Here is a 14,225-nt window from a genome sequence, read left to right as displayed (position 1 = left end):
ACTTTATTCTGTATCCTCTTCTTTAATCAATACCAAAAGATCACTTATATCAATATTCAACGTTTCACATATCTTCCCTAAAGTATTTCTTTCGTATCTTACAGTCGTATCATTATAAAGCCGTCTGACAGTTTCAAATGGAATCCCAGTCTGTTCTGAAAGAGATCGGATTGACATCTTTCGGCTTTCTAATATTTGCTTTAAATTTGATTTTACGCGCATCTGCTTAATCACCTTTAATTTTTAATATTATTTTATTTTCATTCTAACACAAAAGTTGACTAAATAAAATTGTCAAAAACAGTTGACTTTGTTATTTAGTCATTATATACTTAATAACGTAGTCGATACATACAACTTAGAATCAACCCCCAAGATATATTAATTATTTACAGCTTTAATCAAACCATTAATCCAAAAATAGGGGGAATTAATTATGCAATCAATCGCAAATCAATCAGCCAAAAAATCAAAACTTTATGTCACTGTAAAATACTCCTGTGTTCCTGTCAATCAACCAATTATGGAATATGCAAACAATTTTCTATATCGAGAAGATACTCAATTATTTTACACACGATCAAATCAAACTTTTATTTTTAACAAATTGGACAATAGCGAGATGAGATTTGATTTTGATAACAATTTGATCTTTTTTGAGGAAGCTGGCTATTTTGAGGTGGAAAGTGAAGATGAAAAAACGGCCATTTTAGAATTTAACAGCCAGCTTAACGAAATGACATTAGATATCAAATATATCCTTCTATACTCTCTTAACAATGAACCATTTTTAGTAGCACCTGATTTGGTGGAATTTAATATAATGGGCTTTGAACCTGCACTGATCTAAAAAGTATCTTTAATATTTAAAACATTAGCAACTATCAGATTTTTTGGTAGCTGCTAATGTTTTTTCTAAAAAAATTAAAAAATAGTACAAAAGACCTATTTACAAATTATTAAAATAACCGATATAATAAGTAATGACACCTATTTTTGTGCATAAGAATACCATTATATTTATTATGATTCTTATGTTCATATTATAAGCAATAAACCAATAGGTGTCAACAAAAAATTTAAAAAAATTAAAGGGAGAGGGTAAAAATGAGTAACGAGTTACAGTTGTCAAATGATTTAAACGTAATTACAGCAGAAATTAACACATATAAGAATCTAGCAGGCGAAGCGATTTTCGAGATAGGAAGACGATTAAAGCACGTTAAGGACAACGACTTAGCACATGGACAGTTTGGAAAATGGCTTGAATCTATTGATATGACACCACGACATGCACAGCGCTTTATGAAAGTTTACGAAGAACTTGGCAGAAAAACGACACCGGTGTCGCATTTAGGAATTAAAGCACTATACGAAATTGCAACGCTCCCACCTGACGAACGCGACAAACCGCATGTCATCCTGTCCACAGGCGAAACCAAAATGGTAAACGAAATGACTACGCGGGAGTTGCAGGAAGTCAAAAAGGCACTAAAACAAACAAAAGAAGAAAAGAAAAAACTTGAGCAAGAATTAGAAAGAGAACGTAACAAACCACCAAAAATTGAAACGAAAATAATCGAAAAAGAAGTGGATTATACTGATTATAAAACTATTAGTAAATTAAATAATCAAATAAAGACTATGCAAAGACAAAACGAGTCACTGCAAAGAAAAATGGAATCATTAGAAAGACAAAGAGATCTTTTAGAAACAAGATTAAGGCAGGAAGAAAAGGAAGTTGAAGAATATAGAGAATTAAAGAAAACAATGTATTACTTAAATAGCGAAAAAGATGACTTCCATAGACAAATCGAATCTGCCACTGAGCTGAGTGGGTTGGTAGTAGAAATTGAACATTTGCTTAAAACGAAATTAGCCCCTGTTAAATATTCAAGAGCTTTGACGGAAAGACGAGATAGTGAAATTGTTATGGATAATCTGCGCGATATTATCCATTTGGTTAAAGAATGGTGTAAAGAGATGGAAGCTTATTTACCAAAAGGAAATTATATTGATGTGGAGGTAATCGAAAATGAATAAATCAGATTTATTTTTTGTTTATGACCAAAGATTATCTAACTACTTGATTCTTAAAGGTCACGAATACATAACGCATGCCAGAACTGTTAAAGACAATCGAGAATTTTGGTTATTTAGTATTAATAAAGAATTACAAAAATCCGTTGACGAATTTAATGCTTTAAGAACAATACATAAAAATTAAACCAATAAGTCAGTTATTTTAATCAACTTTAATCAAAAAGGAGTAGTTAATCATGGAAAATCAAAAGAAAAAGCTATACATAAAAGTACCTACTAGTATTGTGAGAAACGAAAATTATTTCTTATCTAACCAAGAGTTTATAATGTATGCTCGACTCTGTTTTCTTTATTTTAGAAATTATAAAAAGAAAGAGATCGAAATAGATCACAAACGATTTATGAGGTTCTTAAAAATTTCTGATACACGGACATTTAAAAATCGACTAAAGAAATTGTATGAAGTAGGATTGGTCGAAAACGAGATCAATAAATTGCCCACTAAAGGAAGTCTTAAAATCATTTTTAATGATGATATTTATTACAAGGACAAACACTTTACCATGTTGTCCAGCGAGTTGTTTTCTTATTTTATAAAAGAGCAAATCGACGAATATGCGTTTAGACAAGTATTTTATTACAAAAGTCACATCAACATGAATGATGAAGAACGTGACAGGAGTTTTTGTTTTGTTAGTTATGATACTCTTTCAAAAAGATTAAAAATTTCTAAATCAAAGGTGATTGAGGCTAACAGACAGTTAGAAAAAGCGAATCTCATCAAGATTGATGTCCATGAACTGGAAACAAACTATGAGTATAACGAGCTTGACGAATTGATTTTCAACAAATTTAACAATCATTATTACGTTGCTAATGCATTGTTCTAAATGGTTGATTTTAAGCGTATTTCACCTAAGTACTCTGGATGCAGAGGTCGGTACTCTGAATGCAGAGGTGAGTACTGTATATGCAGAGGTAAGTACTCGTAATGCAGAGCTGGAGTACTCTGAATGCAGCATTGGGGGTACTGTATATATAAAGCAAGTTAAGATATAAGATACATATAAATATACAAGTTAAGATACAAGTTAAGATACAGTATGAAAATGTACATAATTGATTAATTGTTTGAGTGAATGATTAGTTAAGTGAGTGATTAGTTAAATTTGCACAAATTCTTATATATATCTAATAAGAAATCGTGCAGGTTTAAAAATAAAGCGCCCTAATTTCTTATATATATCTAATACAAAATTAGGGTGGTTTATTTCTCGATTAATCTACAAAAAGATCTATCCAGCCGGGGTGTGGGGCTGGCTGCAGGTCAATCCCATTGACCGGAAGCCCCACAATTATCTAATCAATATTAATTAAATTGTTATGAAAATGACGATAGCTAACTAACAATTAAATAGGACTTCGCAAACGAGTTGCGAAGCCCTTTTCGTCTCAGGCTTGGCGCCTTCGACTCAATCAAAAATTTTAATTGTAAGGGAGAAGATACTTAATGAATAATCAAATCAAAACTAATAACAATATTTACATTCCATCATTAGAAGCAAGTGATATCTATAACCATATGACTCATGATCAAAAAATCCGTTTTGACTATGTTGGAATGATACCAGATTCCTTAGAATTACGTAAATTACGCAAGCAAAAAGAATTTACAACATTTAAGTCAAAATACAACAAAGATAAGGAATTAAGTAATGATGTCATCAACGTTAAATTTAAACAAAAAGTCAAATCAGCCAAAGAGTTGATCAAAATTTTTAATAAAAAAATTGAATCAACAACCGATAAGGAATACAAACAAAAATTAATTGATTATGTTAAACAAATCGAATCTAATCCAGATGATTGGCAAGAAGTGAGTAGTAAAGAATTGAGAAAGCTATTGTATAAAGAAGGATTCACGATTAACAAAATCAATAAGAAAACAGGCGAGGTAGAACAAATAAAATACTTATTTTACAAACGGTCATCTTCTAAGAGTCGTCAAGGGCAAGCATGGTTTATTAAGGAAGAGTTACACGATAAGATGACCAAATGGAGCAGAATGAATCTTCCTTTGAAAGAAGGACAGTCTATTGATTTAGCTGGATTACTCGCTTATGAATCATTGATTGCTAGTAGCATTGAGGACACAGTTAAGATTGATCCTGATTCAATTTTGATTGTGGATGAAGTAATTAGTAAATTTAAAGAAAAAGTCAATGTCATTAAGAAAAATGATGATGGAAACTTAGATAGCTTCGAGAGAACGATTGAGATTAAAAACAATATTTTCGATGGAGAAGGGCTGTTAGATACCAGTTTGTTTACTGGTCGAATGGAAGGCAAAGGGATGATGCTATTACGACATCACTTCTTTAAAGCCGCGGTTTTTAATACGAATATACAACAATTTTTAAAGGATTATGCGAAAGAAAACAATATTGATTATGATACTTGGTACATAAAAGACATGTTTGGAAACCAAATTAAAGCAAGCAATGTGAAGATGGTTATAAATCCGACCTGCTTAAAGGCATTAAAATTTAGTCATCTGATTGGTGACAAAAAGGATATGTGGAAATGGTGGAAAGACAGAGTTAAAGAAGATGGGTCAATATTCGGCATTGTTAAACACGAAAAACCAACGAAGCACGGGTATAAAGATGGTAAACCGTTGCAACAAATGTCGTATCAAATGTTAAACAGTTTACCAGCCACAAGGGAAGATATTAAAAAATTAAGCGAATTTGAACGTGATTACATAATGAAATTAAAAAATGATGATGAAACGTTTATTAAATACATAAAAGAAAATGCTAATGCTGTCAATGCTAATGAAATGTTTATTGAGCTGTATAAGATTAATAAAAACATAGTTAGGAATAAGATATTTAGGGACTTTAGGAAATCAACTATTAAAAATTATGTGAATCATGTTAAAAAAGGTAAAATTCGTTTAGTTGGTGACTACTGTGTGATGGCAGGAAACCTTGTTGAATATTTGTATTACGCGGTAGGGGAACAGATAACAAAACCATTAGCACTTAAAGGAAACGAAATATATACAACGTTGTTTGATTTTGATAAAGAATTAGTTGGATTCCGTAACCCACATACAAGTCAGTCCAATGTGATTAAAGTAAAGAATACATATAACAAAGATATTGATACATACTTTAACTTAACACCTAACATTGTTGTCGTTAATACAATAAACTTTAATTTACCTAATATCCTTAGTGGCAGCGATTTTGATAGTGATACGGTTGTTTTGTTTGACGATGAGACGTTGTTAAAATTAGCAGATAAGTGTTTTGGCAATTATAATGTTTGTGTAAATGGGATTCCATCAGATAAGACAGAATATCGTTTAACACTAGAGGATATGGCTGAAATCGATAATAAATTAAGCAAGTCACAAAATTGGATCGGTGAGGTAGTAAACACTGGCCAGTTAGCGATGAGTTTGTATTGGGATAAGTTAAGCAATGGATTAAAACCTGAAGATAAGCAAATAAAAGAATTGTTAAAAACAGTGGATGTCATGACAATATTATCAGGCTGTGCTATCGATAATGCAAAGCGTCAGTACGACATTGATATTAGCGAGCAAATCAAAATAGTTAGAAACAAATTAGACTTAAAGACTAATAAAGATGGAGTTACATTAAAGCCTGACTTTTGGAGAAATGTTACTCAAAACGATAATACAAAATTTACACATTACGATTGCCCGATGGATTATCTTTACGATATTATGTCCAATTTAAAGAGAGCAGACAGAAAAGAACCAATAAAATTGATTGATTTGTTGGTTAAAAAAGATAATAATAAAGCACATCGTGGACAAAGAAAAAGAGCGAAAGAAATAGCTTGTGATTTAGAAAATAATATTGCAGCCATTAAGACGGCTGGTGGCAATGAAGATGAGATGTACAATAGAATTGAGGAAGAAACAGATGAAGCAATTCAAAAATTAAAAAAATTAAAGGTGAATGAGAATACGATGTATTCCATTTTAAAAATGGTTAGTGACCAGTTAGAAGATAATAAAGGGGCTTTAAGATTGATGAATCTTTTATTTCGAACTCAACGAGATGTTTTCTTAAACGCTTTTAAAAAATAAAACTACTAAAATCGTACACCCTATATGGCTAAAATCCCTAATTTATGGGGATTTTAGTTATTTTTTTAAGTGACTATATGGAGGGGGAACTGGAACACGAAGGCTAGTCATTTTGTCGTGGCATCGAATGGGATTAACCCATAGTAGATGACTTTTTCCCCTCTTAATTTTTTATTAAAAATGCACAATATAATCCAATTATACAGTATCATACAAATAATAATTAATCAACGGTTTTTTGGATTGTAATTATCGGGTAAACGAGTTTTTCTGTTAAAATTCCTCCAATATTATCTTCTCCCTTAAAATCTCTCCTAACTTTTTTTGTTTGCCCGATAATTAGAGTCTAAAAGGGGCTCATTAACAATTAAATATTCTGCAGGGATAGCATTATCATCCAATGTCTGCTATGTCGGACTAAAAAACCTTCAAACAGTGAATTGGTTAGAGGTGAGATGCTCTAACAACAGTGAGGAAATGGAGGGGTGAGATGCCCTCAAATTAATGGGTACTGTCCATTAAATTAATAATACTATTTAAAATACTCTTTCAGGAGTGGGTAAAATCCTGCTCTAGCCATAACATATCCAGTAGGGCTAGAGAATAGGGGCTTTAGCCCTGCTGAAAGGGTATTTGCCATGTACCCCTATAAAAAAATAATAAAAAGGACGTGATATGTTATGGCGAATTTAGTGTTTATAGAAAATGGAGAAGTTTTTACAACAAGCAGACAAGTAGCGAAGGATTTTGGAAAAGAACATAAGCATGTACTAGAAAGTATAAGAGAAATAATCAGAAATTTGACGGACGAAAATTCGGCTGTGAGTTTTAAAAATTATTTTATTGAAGATTCTTATACTTCAAGAGGAAAAGTTTACCCACAATTTAAATTAACAAAAGATGGATTTACATTACTTGCTATGGGATTTACTGGAGCAAAAGCATTAAAGTTTAAAATTGATTATATCAATCAATTTAATGAAATGGAAGCTCAACTCAAAGAAATTGATTTGGTGATGAATCAAAAAAGTGAGTTGGATGAGGAAGATTATGCAAAAGTCAAATTTTCAACATCTCAAAGAGTTACAAAAACATTTTTACAAAGTCAAGATATATTCAAGGATTATGAGCGATTTTTAAATTACAGTCGTAAAGCAATGGATAAAGATATGAGAATTAAACGTTTACATAAAATTATTGAAACATTAAAAATACGTGAAGATAATCTTTATAAAACTAAAAAGCGTGGTTACCGTGCGGAACGTGAAAACATTATCGAATTAACGGAACAAATTTTAAGGGATATTGACGAGATTAATAATAGGTCATATGGACAAAAGTTAAGATATGCGAAAATCGGATGACAGAGAGTTACATAATCGTAGCTCTCTTTTTGTTTGTGGAGGGCAAAAAGATGGATAAGAAAGAGGATAAAAATTTAAAAAATAAGAAAGTCACGTTGGAATATAAGGTTGATAAAGACGGAATCGTTTATGACGTTAAACGTGTTTTTTATTAAAAATGTACATAATAATTCAATTATATAATAACAGTCAATACATAATAAGTCAATAAAAAACAGGGGGAAGATAGATGAAAGAAGTACCAAATTTTAATGATGTAAGGGATGAGATGACACCTTTGATCGGGTTTAAAAATTATCTTGTCCATTGTCCAAGTGGGAATGTATATAGTTTGATTAGAAACCAGTGGCTCTGCGTTGATGCTAAGGGAACAGGAGATAATAGTAATTATTTGATGACCACTTTAAAAAATGATGAAGGTCATTACAAACGTTTATACATACACGAAATTGTGATGAGTAGTTATATGGGTATTACAAAGCAGGATTGGAGAGCAATGGGACTAGAAGTCGATCACATTAATAAAAATCCAAACGATAATCGAATCGAAAATTTGAGATTGGTAACAAGCGAAGCAAACAAAAAAAATAGAAATATGTGGACGGATACTATTCGATTAGGACATGAGGTTGCAGAAAAGTTACGTGACGAGTTTAAAGATGTACAATACAAAAAGTGTGACTGGTATAAGCAAAAGGCTAAAGAACTGGGAGTAAGTGCAAGAACGATACAGAATGTGTGTTTAGGTTATACATACGCATAAATAGGAGGAAGATAATGATGAATGAATTTAAAGAAAATATGGAAAATTTAGATAGTGTAATAGAATTATTAGATAAAACAATTGATCTCGCAATCGAAATGGAAACCAAAGAAAAAGTTAAAATTCTTGAAAAAAATTTGAGTAAAATAAATCTTATTAAAATGTATTTGTTAAAAATCGAGGAACTTTACTCGGAAATTGATTTAGATAAACTTAACGATTTAATTTTAATGATTAATTTGTCTAATGAATTTAAAAAAATTTATGAAGATTGTAGGAAATTAAAATAAGATGAACCCGTTAAATAAAGGAGTGGTAAGCATGGAAGAAAACTTTTTTGTTGGAGTAAATATTGATAAAAGTTCAAAACAAAATAAATTTTACTATGAATCAAACGAAAAATATTCGAAAGAACTAGTTTTATTTACGCTCTTAAATACTGCAAAAGAAATGGGCATTACAAATAAAGACGTTCTTGAATTTATCAACAAAAATAAAGACGAAAAATTTAATATGGGTACAACAACAAAAGATGGCGAATGGATCGACCTTAAATCACTCAATTTAAATTGGGACACAGAAGAAGCGCCAAATATACTAAGATATGTTTCCAGTAATTAAGAAGGGTGAGCACGTATGTCTGCGGATATGCATGTATAGAGTCGGGATGTGTCTCGACTCTATTTATAATTACGTTTTTCCTGTATCGATTGGTGTCTACTTAATGAAGGATCGAGGATAGCTTGGTCGCCTATTGTAAAGTGTTCCCCGCCCGCCATTAAATTAATGGGTTGTGCAGGAGGGTCGATAGGATTAAGTAGATACCAGTGGGTGCAGGAATGCTGATGTAACTTTCAGGCGTTTATACGTGCGCCACTTGTGCCGACAAGGAGTTACATTTCGGACAGTAAATACTGTACATTTTAATTTTATAGTATTTAAGAAAAGGAGTGCTTAAGTTGAAACAATATGGTGTTGTTTTAACAGATAACTTTAATGGTGGTAAAACCATTGATTTTCTCCGTTTTTATACAGAAAAAGAAGCAGAAGAAATCTATCAAGAATATAAACGTAAAGGTTTTGGTGTAGTTAAAGTAAATATTGAAAAAGCTTATGAGCTTAATGTGATGTATGTTTAATATAATTGAAGATGATTTATATTTTTAATAAGGATGCCGAGATCTAAAATCTCGGCAGGAAGAAGTAGTGTGATTTTAATTAGTATTTATATTCTACTGTAAACTCAGGATCATTTTGCCAAAAATAACTAATGACAGGCTTACCTTGAGCAACATCGTCTTGGTCAACTTTTATATTTTGCTTATTTAAATCAGTCCCAGTGGTAGAAACAACAGTTGATCCTGTTGGAAGTATAGAAACAAATCTTATTTGACTTCCTGTAGGCACAGTAAACCCCTTGAAAGGTACAGCAGCATATAACAAAAACGACCCTTTTTCGTTTGGATATACAGTATACTCGTAACTAACTCTGTAATAATAATCATTACCAATTTGTTGAGGAGTTACTTTACTTAGGTATTTTCTTACCAAACCTAACATCGCATCTTCTCTTGTTTCCTGTTCTCTGTTGGGATCACCAGATTCATTTGCAAAATCACTTAATGCCTGAGTAACATACGATTCTGGCATTGGAGCGAGATTGACACGAGACAGTTTTAACATTTCAAGAACTTCTTTTGGAATTAGTTCCATCTGAGGAACTAATAAAGGATCATTTTGTGTAATTGATTCTTTTAACTGAAACAATGCTTCTACTCTGGCAATATCGTAAGGTTTGCCATGTCTAGAAGTAGGGATAACAGTAATTAGGGTTTCTTGATTAATACAATTGTACAATATAATTCCCTCCTTAAATCTGACTATTTTACTACTTCTTCCGAATTAATAATTTGACAAAATAGTACTAAATTCCTCCTTTTTCTATCAAATAGAAGGAAAATAGTCTCCTTTTGTCGAAATGAAGTAGATGAGGGAGGTAAAATTAATGACAGAGTCGTCTCAATCAAATGTGTCTATCGAAAATAATATTTTCATTAATGATTTAATTGAAATAACTAGGAAAAATAATAAAGAATTAAAAAAATTTATTGACTATCATTTGTTCCCTAAAAAATCACCATTAAGTTTTGAAGCTATTAACAATAATATTAAAGCTTTAGAAAGAATGGATAAAACTCAACGATCAATTGTTAAAGCAAGAGCAAAAGAATTTGAGGAATCATACGATCCCTCGAAGCATTTCCCTCCTCTTTTTGGGATTTTCGGGTTTTTAATAAGTATGTATTCCTTACTAAAAGAAATAAACAGAATGGTAGGAATAATTTCGAGTATTATGTTAATTGTGGGGATAACAACATATTCAGCAATGGTATACACTAAAGCTATACAATTGCGTTCAACAGCGGTATTTTTTAATGCTCTAATAAATAGTTTAAAGTATGATGAAAAATAAGCACCCATTGCGGTGCTTTTTCTTTTGTGTTAATGGGAGAGGAGTTAGTTAAAAAATGAATGAACCATTGTTAAAAATTGAATTAGACGAATATACGAGTGTACCAAGAGTTTATTACAAAGGCGAAAGATTGGATACAAAAGGGTTAATAAGAGTCAGATTTGATTGGGAAACTGATGACGAATTTAGTAGGCTGCCAGAGATTTTTATTAAATATGTTGCAGGTTTAGATAAAGAAGTGGAACCAATTATTAAAGAAATCAAAAAAGATAAAGAAGTAGTGGAAAAATGAAACCAAAGAAACGATGTAATAAGCCAGGTTGTAGAGAGTTAATTGATTATGAACAGAAGTATTGCGAGAAGCATAAAGGTTATGGAGATAAGGAATATAATAAGCAGGTCAGATGGAATAGAGATAACGAGAAGTATGCTAAGTTTTATGCAAGCAAGGAATGGCGTGATTTACGGAATGCTTATATTTCAGCTCATCCATTATGTGAAAGGTGTTTGGTTAATGGAATAGTTAAGCAGGCTAAAATCGTCCATCATAAGATTGAGGTCAGGGATGACTGGAATAAAAGATTGGATTACGATAACTTACAGGCGGTATGTCGAGAATGTCATAATGGCATTCATAATAAAATTGATATCACATAAAATTTATTGTAAAATTAAATCAATTAACATTTAATTAAATATTAAAACAAAGGGATGATTGTGTATTGGGATTCAGGGTTAGGATACCAATAACAAAGAATGTAAGATTAAATGTGAGCAGGAAGTCTGTAGGTATCAGTGCAGGAACAAAAGGTGTAAGGGCAAGTGTTAGTAGTAAGGGTTACATTAATACAAGTGTGGGTAATGGAAGCGTAAGTTATACTCATACACATAAGATAGGTAAGAATAAAAAGAAACCATCATTATTTGAATTGTTGTTTGGTAGCAGAAAAGAAGGATAAGGGTTAGCAGGAATGTTCTGTTAACCTTTTTATTTTGTTAAAGATGATTAGTTATACATTATAATGAATAAATATACAATATAATGTATAAACATTCATTTGTTAGAATTAATAACAATATATATTGTGTTGTTAAGTCGATAAGACCCCATATATTGTGTGGGGCTTGGTAAAATTGTGAATAATTAATCGGCGCCCCCTTTTCTTCGCGGAAAATTCCCTTTTTGCAATTCCTTCAATTTTCCATTTCCCCAATTTAATCCCCTATTCTACCCCCACGAAAGGAGATGATCAAATTATGCCGGGCAGAAAGCCAAAACTAACTAAAACCACCTCAAAACATTTTACAAAGGAAGAACTCGAAGAAAGATTAGAAAGAGAAAAGATGTTAGCCGAATTTAAAAAATTAGATGTTGACGATATTCCATCTTATTTATCTGCAGCGGCAAAAAAAGAATGGAAAAGAATCGTTCCGTTATTAGAACAGTTACCTATCGCTAATCTCGACTTAGCAATGGTTGCAATGTACTGTAACTATTACGCCTTATTTGTTGAGACTTCTAAAAGAGTTAAAAAAGAAGGTGTAGTAATCACAACAGAAGGCTCTCAGGGTCAACCCGTCACCAAGCAAAACGAAAATTTTCGTGCGATGTTACAAATCTCGAAGGAAATAAAGTCCATTGCCAGTAGTTTAGGTTTATCTTTAGATAGCCGGATGCGTATTATTGCTCAAAGTAAAGATGATAAGGAAGAAGTCAGCGATCCATTTGCTGAATTGATGTCTGATGATTGATTATACAACAATTTATGCAAAAAAAATAGTCAATGGTGAAATTATTGCAGGCAAAAAAGTTAAACAAGCATGTCAAAGGCATTTGGATGATTTAGAGAAATCAAAAGATGATCCTAATTATCCCTATTATTTTGACATTAAAAAAGCTGATAAGATCATTAGATTTATAGAATTATTGCCAGATGTTAGCACTGGTAAGCCAACAAAACTTGCTTTATTTCAAAAATTTCTTATTGGTAGCTTACAGGGCTGGAGAAATAAAGAAACAGGTTATAGGAGATTTACTAAAGCATACATAAGTATGGCAAGAAAACAGGGTAAATCCATGATAATTGCTGGAATTGCTTTGTTTGAGTTGTTATATGGCGAGTATCCTAAATTAGATAGACAAATTTATTGTACAGCCAATTCTAAAGAACAGGCAAGGGCTGTTTTCAACATGGTTGTTGCTCAGCTTAAAAAGATTCGTTCAAAATCATCAACTATAAGAAAACTCACAAAAATTGTACGAAATGAAATTCGATATGATGAAACAAATAGTGTATTAAGGCCATTATCACGAGATGTCGATAACTTGGATGGTTTGAATGTTTTACTTGGAATCCTTGATGAATATCATACTTCTATTGACAACAGAATGATGGAAGTTTTGGAATCGTCACAAACTCAACAAGAACAACCATTAATTATTATAATTAGCACAGCAGGTGAAAAGCTGAATGGTGTTATGTATTCGATTGAATACCCGTATATAACAAAATTATTAAATGGTGAAGTTAAGAACGATAATTATTTTGCCATTTGCTATGAACAAGAAAGTGAAGAAGAAATAAATGATGAGTCGCTTTGGATTAAATCAAATCCATTATTAGAAGTTGATAGCATCCGTAATAGGATGCTTAAATTTTTGCGTAAAAAGTTAGAAGAAGCAAGAACAAAAGATAATTTACAATTAACTTTGGTTAAAAACTTTAATATGTGGCAATCAGCTTCAGAAGAATCATTTTTAAAAGGCGCTGAATGGAAGGATTGTGCTATAGATTATCAGCCTAATTTATATGGTAAAGATGTCTATATTGGTGCTGATTTAAGTAGGACAAATGACTTATCAGCTATTAGTTGGGTTGTTCCAGTTGATGGTAAATTCTTTATTGACTCACATTCCTTTGTCGGTACTAAAGGTGGATTAGAGAATAAAATCAAGCGTGATAAGATAGATTACAAGAAATTGGAACAACAAGGTTATTGTACAATCACAACAAAAGAATCTGGAATCATTGATTACAAAGATATTATCCAATTTATTGATGACATTGTGGAGAAATATAATTGGAATGTCAAAGGTATCATGTATGACCCTTATACTTCCCCGCCATTTATTACAGATTTAGAAGAAAAATATCCTCTCATTGAAGTAAGACAAGGTGCAAAAACTCTTTCTCCAGCTACAAGGGATTTCCAATTAAAAGTTTACGATCAGAAAATTATACATAATGATAATCCTTTATTAACCATTGCAGTAAACAATGCCATTTTGAAAAAAGTGAATGATACTGTTCAAATTGATAAAGAAAAAAATAGGAACAAGATAGATCCGATTGCAGCACTAATAAACGCATGGACACAATCCATGTACCATCAAGAAGACACAACTGATCTAAACGAATTTTATCACGATATAAATAACATCTCATTCTAAAG

The 14,225-nt window shown here is 31.6% G+C and carries 18 protein-coding genes; 16 read left to right on the top strand and 2 right to left on the bottom strand.

Annotated features, from left to right (window positions below):
* Positions 1 to 3 precede the first annotated feature (3 nt).
* A complete protein-coding gene (locus tag NST81_RS09400) occupies positions 4 to 222 on the bottom strand; it encodes a helix-turn-helix domain-containing protein (protein ID WP_341029572.1) in 219 nt (72 codons plus the stop codon).
* Between the two features lie 214 nt (positions 223 to 436).
* Between NST81_RS09400 and NST81_RS09395 the strand changes: the two genes are divergently transcribed.
* The 10 genes from NST81_RS09395 (at position 437) to NST81_RS09350 (ending at position 9,438) form a co-directional block, all read left to right on the top strand.
* On the top strand, positions 437 to 850 hold the full coding sequence (locus tag NST81_RS09395; protein WP_341029571.1) for a hypothetical protein: 414 nt from the start codon (positions 437 to 439) through the stop codon (positions 848 to 850).
* Positions 851 to 1,107: 257 nt separating this feature from the next.
* Positions 1,108 to 2,043 (top strand): DUF3102 domain-containing protein, encoded by a 936-nt coding sequence (locus NST81_RS09390; protein WP_341029569.1) that lies wholly within the window; start codon positions 1,108 to 1,110, stop codon positions 2,041 to 2,043.
* Positions 2,036 to 2,227 carry a hypothetical protein gene (locus NST81_RS09385; protein ID WP_341029568.1) on the top strand — a complete coding sequence of 64 codons (192 nt, stop codon included), beginning with the start codon at positions 2,036 to 2,038 and terminating at the stop codon, positions 2,225 to 2,227. Before NST81_RS09390 ends, NST81_RS09385 begins: the two co-directional genes overlap by 8 nt.
* 52 nt (positions 2,228 to 2,279) lie before the next feature.
* Positions 2,280 to 2,933, top strand: coding sequence for a helix-turn-helix domain-containing protein (locus NST81_RS09380; RefSeq protein ID WP_341029567.1), 654 nt, complete (start codon positions 2,280 to 2,282; stop codon positions 2,931 to 2,933).
* 620 nt (positions 2,934 to 3,553) lie between these two features.
* Positions 3,554 to 6,172: a hypothetical protein gene (locus NST81_RS09375; RefSeq protein ID WP_341029564.1), complete on the top strand. Its 2,619-nt coding sequence runs from the start codon at positions 3,554 to 3,556 to the stop codon at positions 6,170 to 6,172.
* A gap of 680 nt (positions 6,173 to 6,852) precedes the next feature.
* Positions 6,853 to 7,536, top strand: coding sequence for a Rha family transcriptional regulator (locus tag NST81_RS09370; RefSeq protein WP_341029563.1), 684 nt, complete (start codon positions 6,853 to 6,855; stop codon positions 7,534 to 7,536).
* 229 nt (positions 7,537 to 7,765) lie between these two features.
* On the top strand, positions 7,766 to 8,299 hold the full coding sequence (locus NST81_RS09365) for an HNH endonuclease (protein WP_341029560.1): 534 nt from the start codon (positions 7,766 to 7,768) through the stop codon (positions 8,297 to 8,299).
* 17 nt (positions 8,300 to 8,316) lie between these two features.
* The gene (locus NST81_RS09360; protein WP_341029559.1) at positions 8,317 to 8,589 is read left to right on the top strand and encodes a hypothetical protein; all 273 of its coding nucleotides are present in this window, start codon (positions 8,317 to 8,319) and stop codon (positions 8,587 to 8,589) included.
* 31 nt (positions 8,590 to 8,620) lie between these two features.
* On the top strand, positions 8,621 to 8,920 hold the full coding sequence (locus tag NST81_RS09355; protein WP_341029557.1) for a hypothetical protein: 300 nt from the start codon (positions 8,621 to 8,623) through the stop codon (positions 8,918 to 8,920).
* A gap of 338 nt (positions 8,921 to 9,258) precedes the next feature.
* Positions 9,259 to 9,438 (top strand): hypothetical protein, encoded by a 180-nt coding sequence (locus NST81_RS09350; RefSeq protein WP_341029556.1) that lies wholly within the window; start codon positions 9,259 to 9,261, stop codon positions 9,436 to 9,438.
* Positions 9,439 to 9,517: 79 nt separating this feature from the next.
* On the opposite strand, the gene NST81_RS09345 is transcribed toward NST81_RS09350, so the two are convergent.
* The gene (locus NST81_RS09345; RefSeq protein WP_341029554.1) at positions 9,518 to 10,156 is read right to left on the bottom strand and encodes a hypothetical protein; all 639 of its coding nucleotides are present in this window, start codon (positions 10,154 to 10,156) and stop codon (positions 9,518 to 9,520) included.
* Positions 10,157 to 10,304: 148 nt separating this feature from the next.
* Here NST81_RS09345 and NST81_RS09340 point away from each other — a divergent pair, with 148 nt between their 5' ends.
* The 6 genes from NST81_RS09340 to NST81_RS09320 all read left to right on the top strand — a co-directional run bounded on the left by NST81_RS09340 (position 10,305) and on the right by NST81_RS09320 (position 14,223).
* Complete coding sequence (locus tag NST81_RS09340; RefSeq protein ID WP_341029552.1) at positions 10,305 to 10,772, top strand: hypothetical protein; 468 nt, start codon at positions 10,305 to 10,307, stop codon at positions 10,770 to 10,772.
* A gap of 55 nt (positions 10,773 to 10,827) precedes the next feature.
* Positions 10,828 to 11,064 (top strand): hypothetical protein, encoded by a 237-nt coding sequence (locus NST81_RS09335; RefSeq protein ID WP_341029550.1) that lies wholly within the window; start codon positions 10,828 to 10,830, stop codon positions 11,062 to 11,064.
* Positions 11,061 to 11,429, top strand: coding sequence for an HNH endonuclease signature motif containing protein (locus tag NST81_RS09330; protein WP_341029549.1), 369 nt, complete (start codon positions 11,061 to 11,063; stop codon positions 11,427 to 11,429). Before NST81_RS09335 ends, NST81_RS09330 begins: the two co-directional genes overlap by 4 nt.
* A 65-nt stretch (positions 11,430 to 11,494) precedes the next feature.
* Positions 11,495 to 11,731, top strand: coding sequence for a DUF4236 domain-containing protein (locus NST81_RS17635; RefSeq protein ID WP_445662360.1), 237 nt, complete (start codon positions 11,495 to 11,497; stop codon positions 11,729 to 11,731).
* 298 nt (positions 11,732 to 12,029) lie between these two features.
* The gene (locus NST81_RS09325; protein WP_341029547.1) at positions 12,030 to 12,524 is read left to right on the top strand and encodes a phage terminase small subunit P27 family; all 495 of its coding nucleotides are present in this window, start codon (positions 12,030 to 12,032) and stop codon (positions 12,522 to 12,524) included.
* Entirely contained in the window at positions 12,517 to 14,223 is a 1,707-nt protein-coding gene (locus tag NST81_RS09320; protein WP_341029546.1) for a terminase large subunit, read from the top strand. The genes NST81_RS09325 and NST81_RS09320 overlap by 8 nt, the downstream gene beginning before the upstream one ends.
* Positions 14,224 to 14,225: the final 2 nt, after the last annotated feature.

It is taken from the genome of Bacillus sp. FSL W8-0223 (assembly GCF_038006805.1).
Classification (GTDB): Bacteria; Bacillota; Bacilli; order Bacillales; family DSM-4216; genus Bacillus_O; species Bacillus_O smithii.
This window is presented reverse-complemented; position numbering and strand designations above follow the sequence as displayed.

Coding starts and splice junctions, on each gene's coding strand:
- NST81_RS09400 (WP_341029572.1), bottom strand. CDS start 222: ATGCGCGTAAAATCAAATTTAAAGCAAATATTAGAAAGCCGAAAGATG.
- NST81_RS09395 (WP_341029571.1), top strand. CDS start 437: ATGCAATCAATCGCAAATCAATCAGCCAAAAAATCAAAACTTTATGTC.
- NST81_RS09390 (WP_341029569.1), top strand. CDS start 1,108: ATGAGTAACGAGTTACAGTTGTCAAATGATTTAAACGTAATTACAGCA.
- NST81_RS09385 (WP_341029568.1), top strand. CDS start 2,036: ATGAATAAATCAGATTTATTTTTTGTTTATGACCAAAGATTATCTAAC.
- NST81_RS09380 (WP_341029567.1), top strand. CDS start 2,280: ATGGAAAATCAAAAGAAAAAGCTATACATAAAAGTACCTACTAGTATT.
- NST81_RS09375 (WP_341029564.1), top strand. CDS start 3,554: ATGAATAATCAAATCAAAACTAATAACAATATTTACATTCCATCATTA.
- NST81_RS09370 (WP_341029563.1), top strand. CDS start 6,853: ATGGCGAATTTAGTGTTTATAGAAAATGGAGAAGTTTTTACAACAAGC.
- NST81_RS09365 (WP_341029560.1), top strand. CDS start 7,766: ATGAAAGAAGTACCAAATTTTAATGATGTAAGGGATGAGATGACACCT.
- NST81_RS09360 (WP_341029559.1), top strand. CDS start 8,317: ATGAATGAATTTAAAGAAAATATGGAAAATTTAGATAGTGTAATAGAA.
- NST81_RS09355 (WP_341029557.1), top strand. CDS start 8,621: ATGGAAGAAAACTTTTTTGTTGGAGTAAATATTGATAAAAGTTCAAAA.
- NST81_RS09340 (WP_341029552.1), top strand. CDS start 10,305: ATGACAGAGTCGTCTCAATCAAATGTGTCTATCGAAAATAATATTTTC.
- NST81_RS09335 (WP_341029550.1), top strand. CDS start 10,828: ATGAATGAACCATTGTTAAAAATTGAATTAGACGAATATACGAGTGTA.
- NST81_RS09330 (WP_341029549.1), top strand. CDS start 11,061: ATGAAACCAAAGAAACGATGTAATAAGCCAGGTTGTAGAGAGTTAATT.
- NST81_RS09325 (WP_341029547.1), top strand. CDS start 12,030: ATGCCGGGCAGAAAGCCAAAACTAACTAAAACCACCTCAAAACATTTT.
- NST81_RS09320 (WP_341029546.1), top strand. CDS start 12,517: ATGATTGATTATACAACAATTTATGCAAAAAAAATAGTCAATGGTGAA.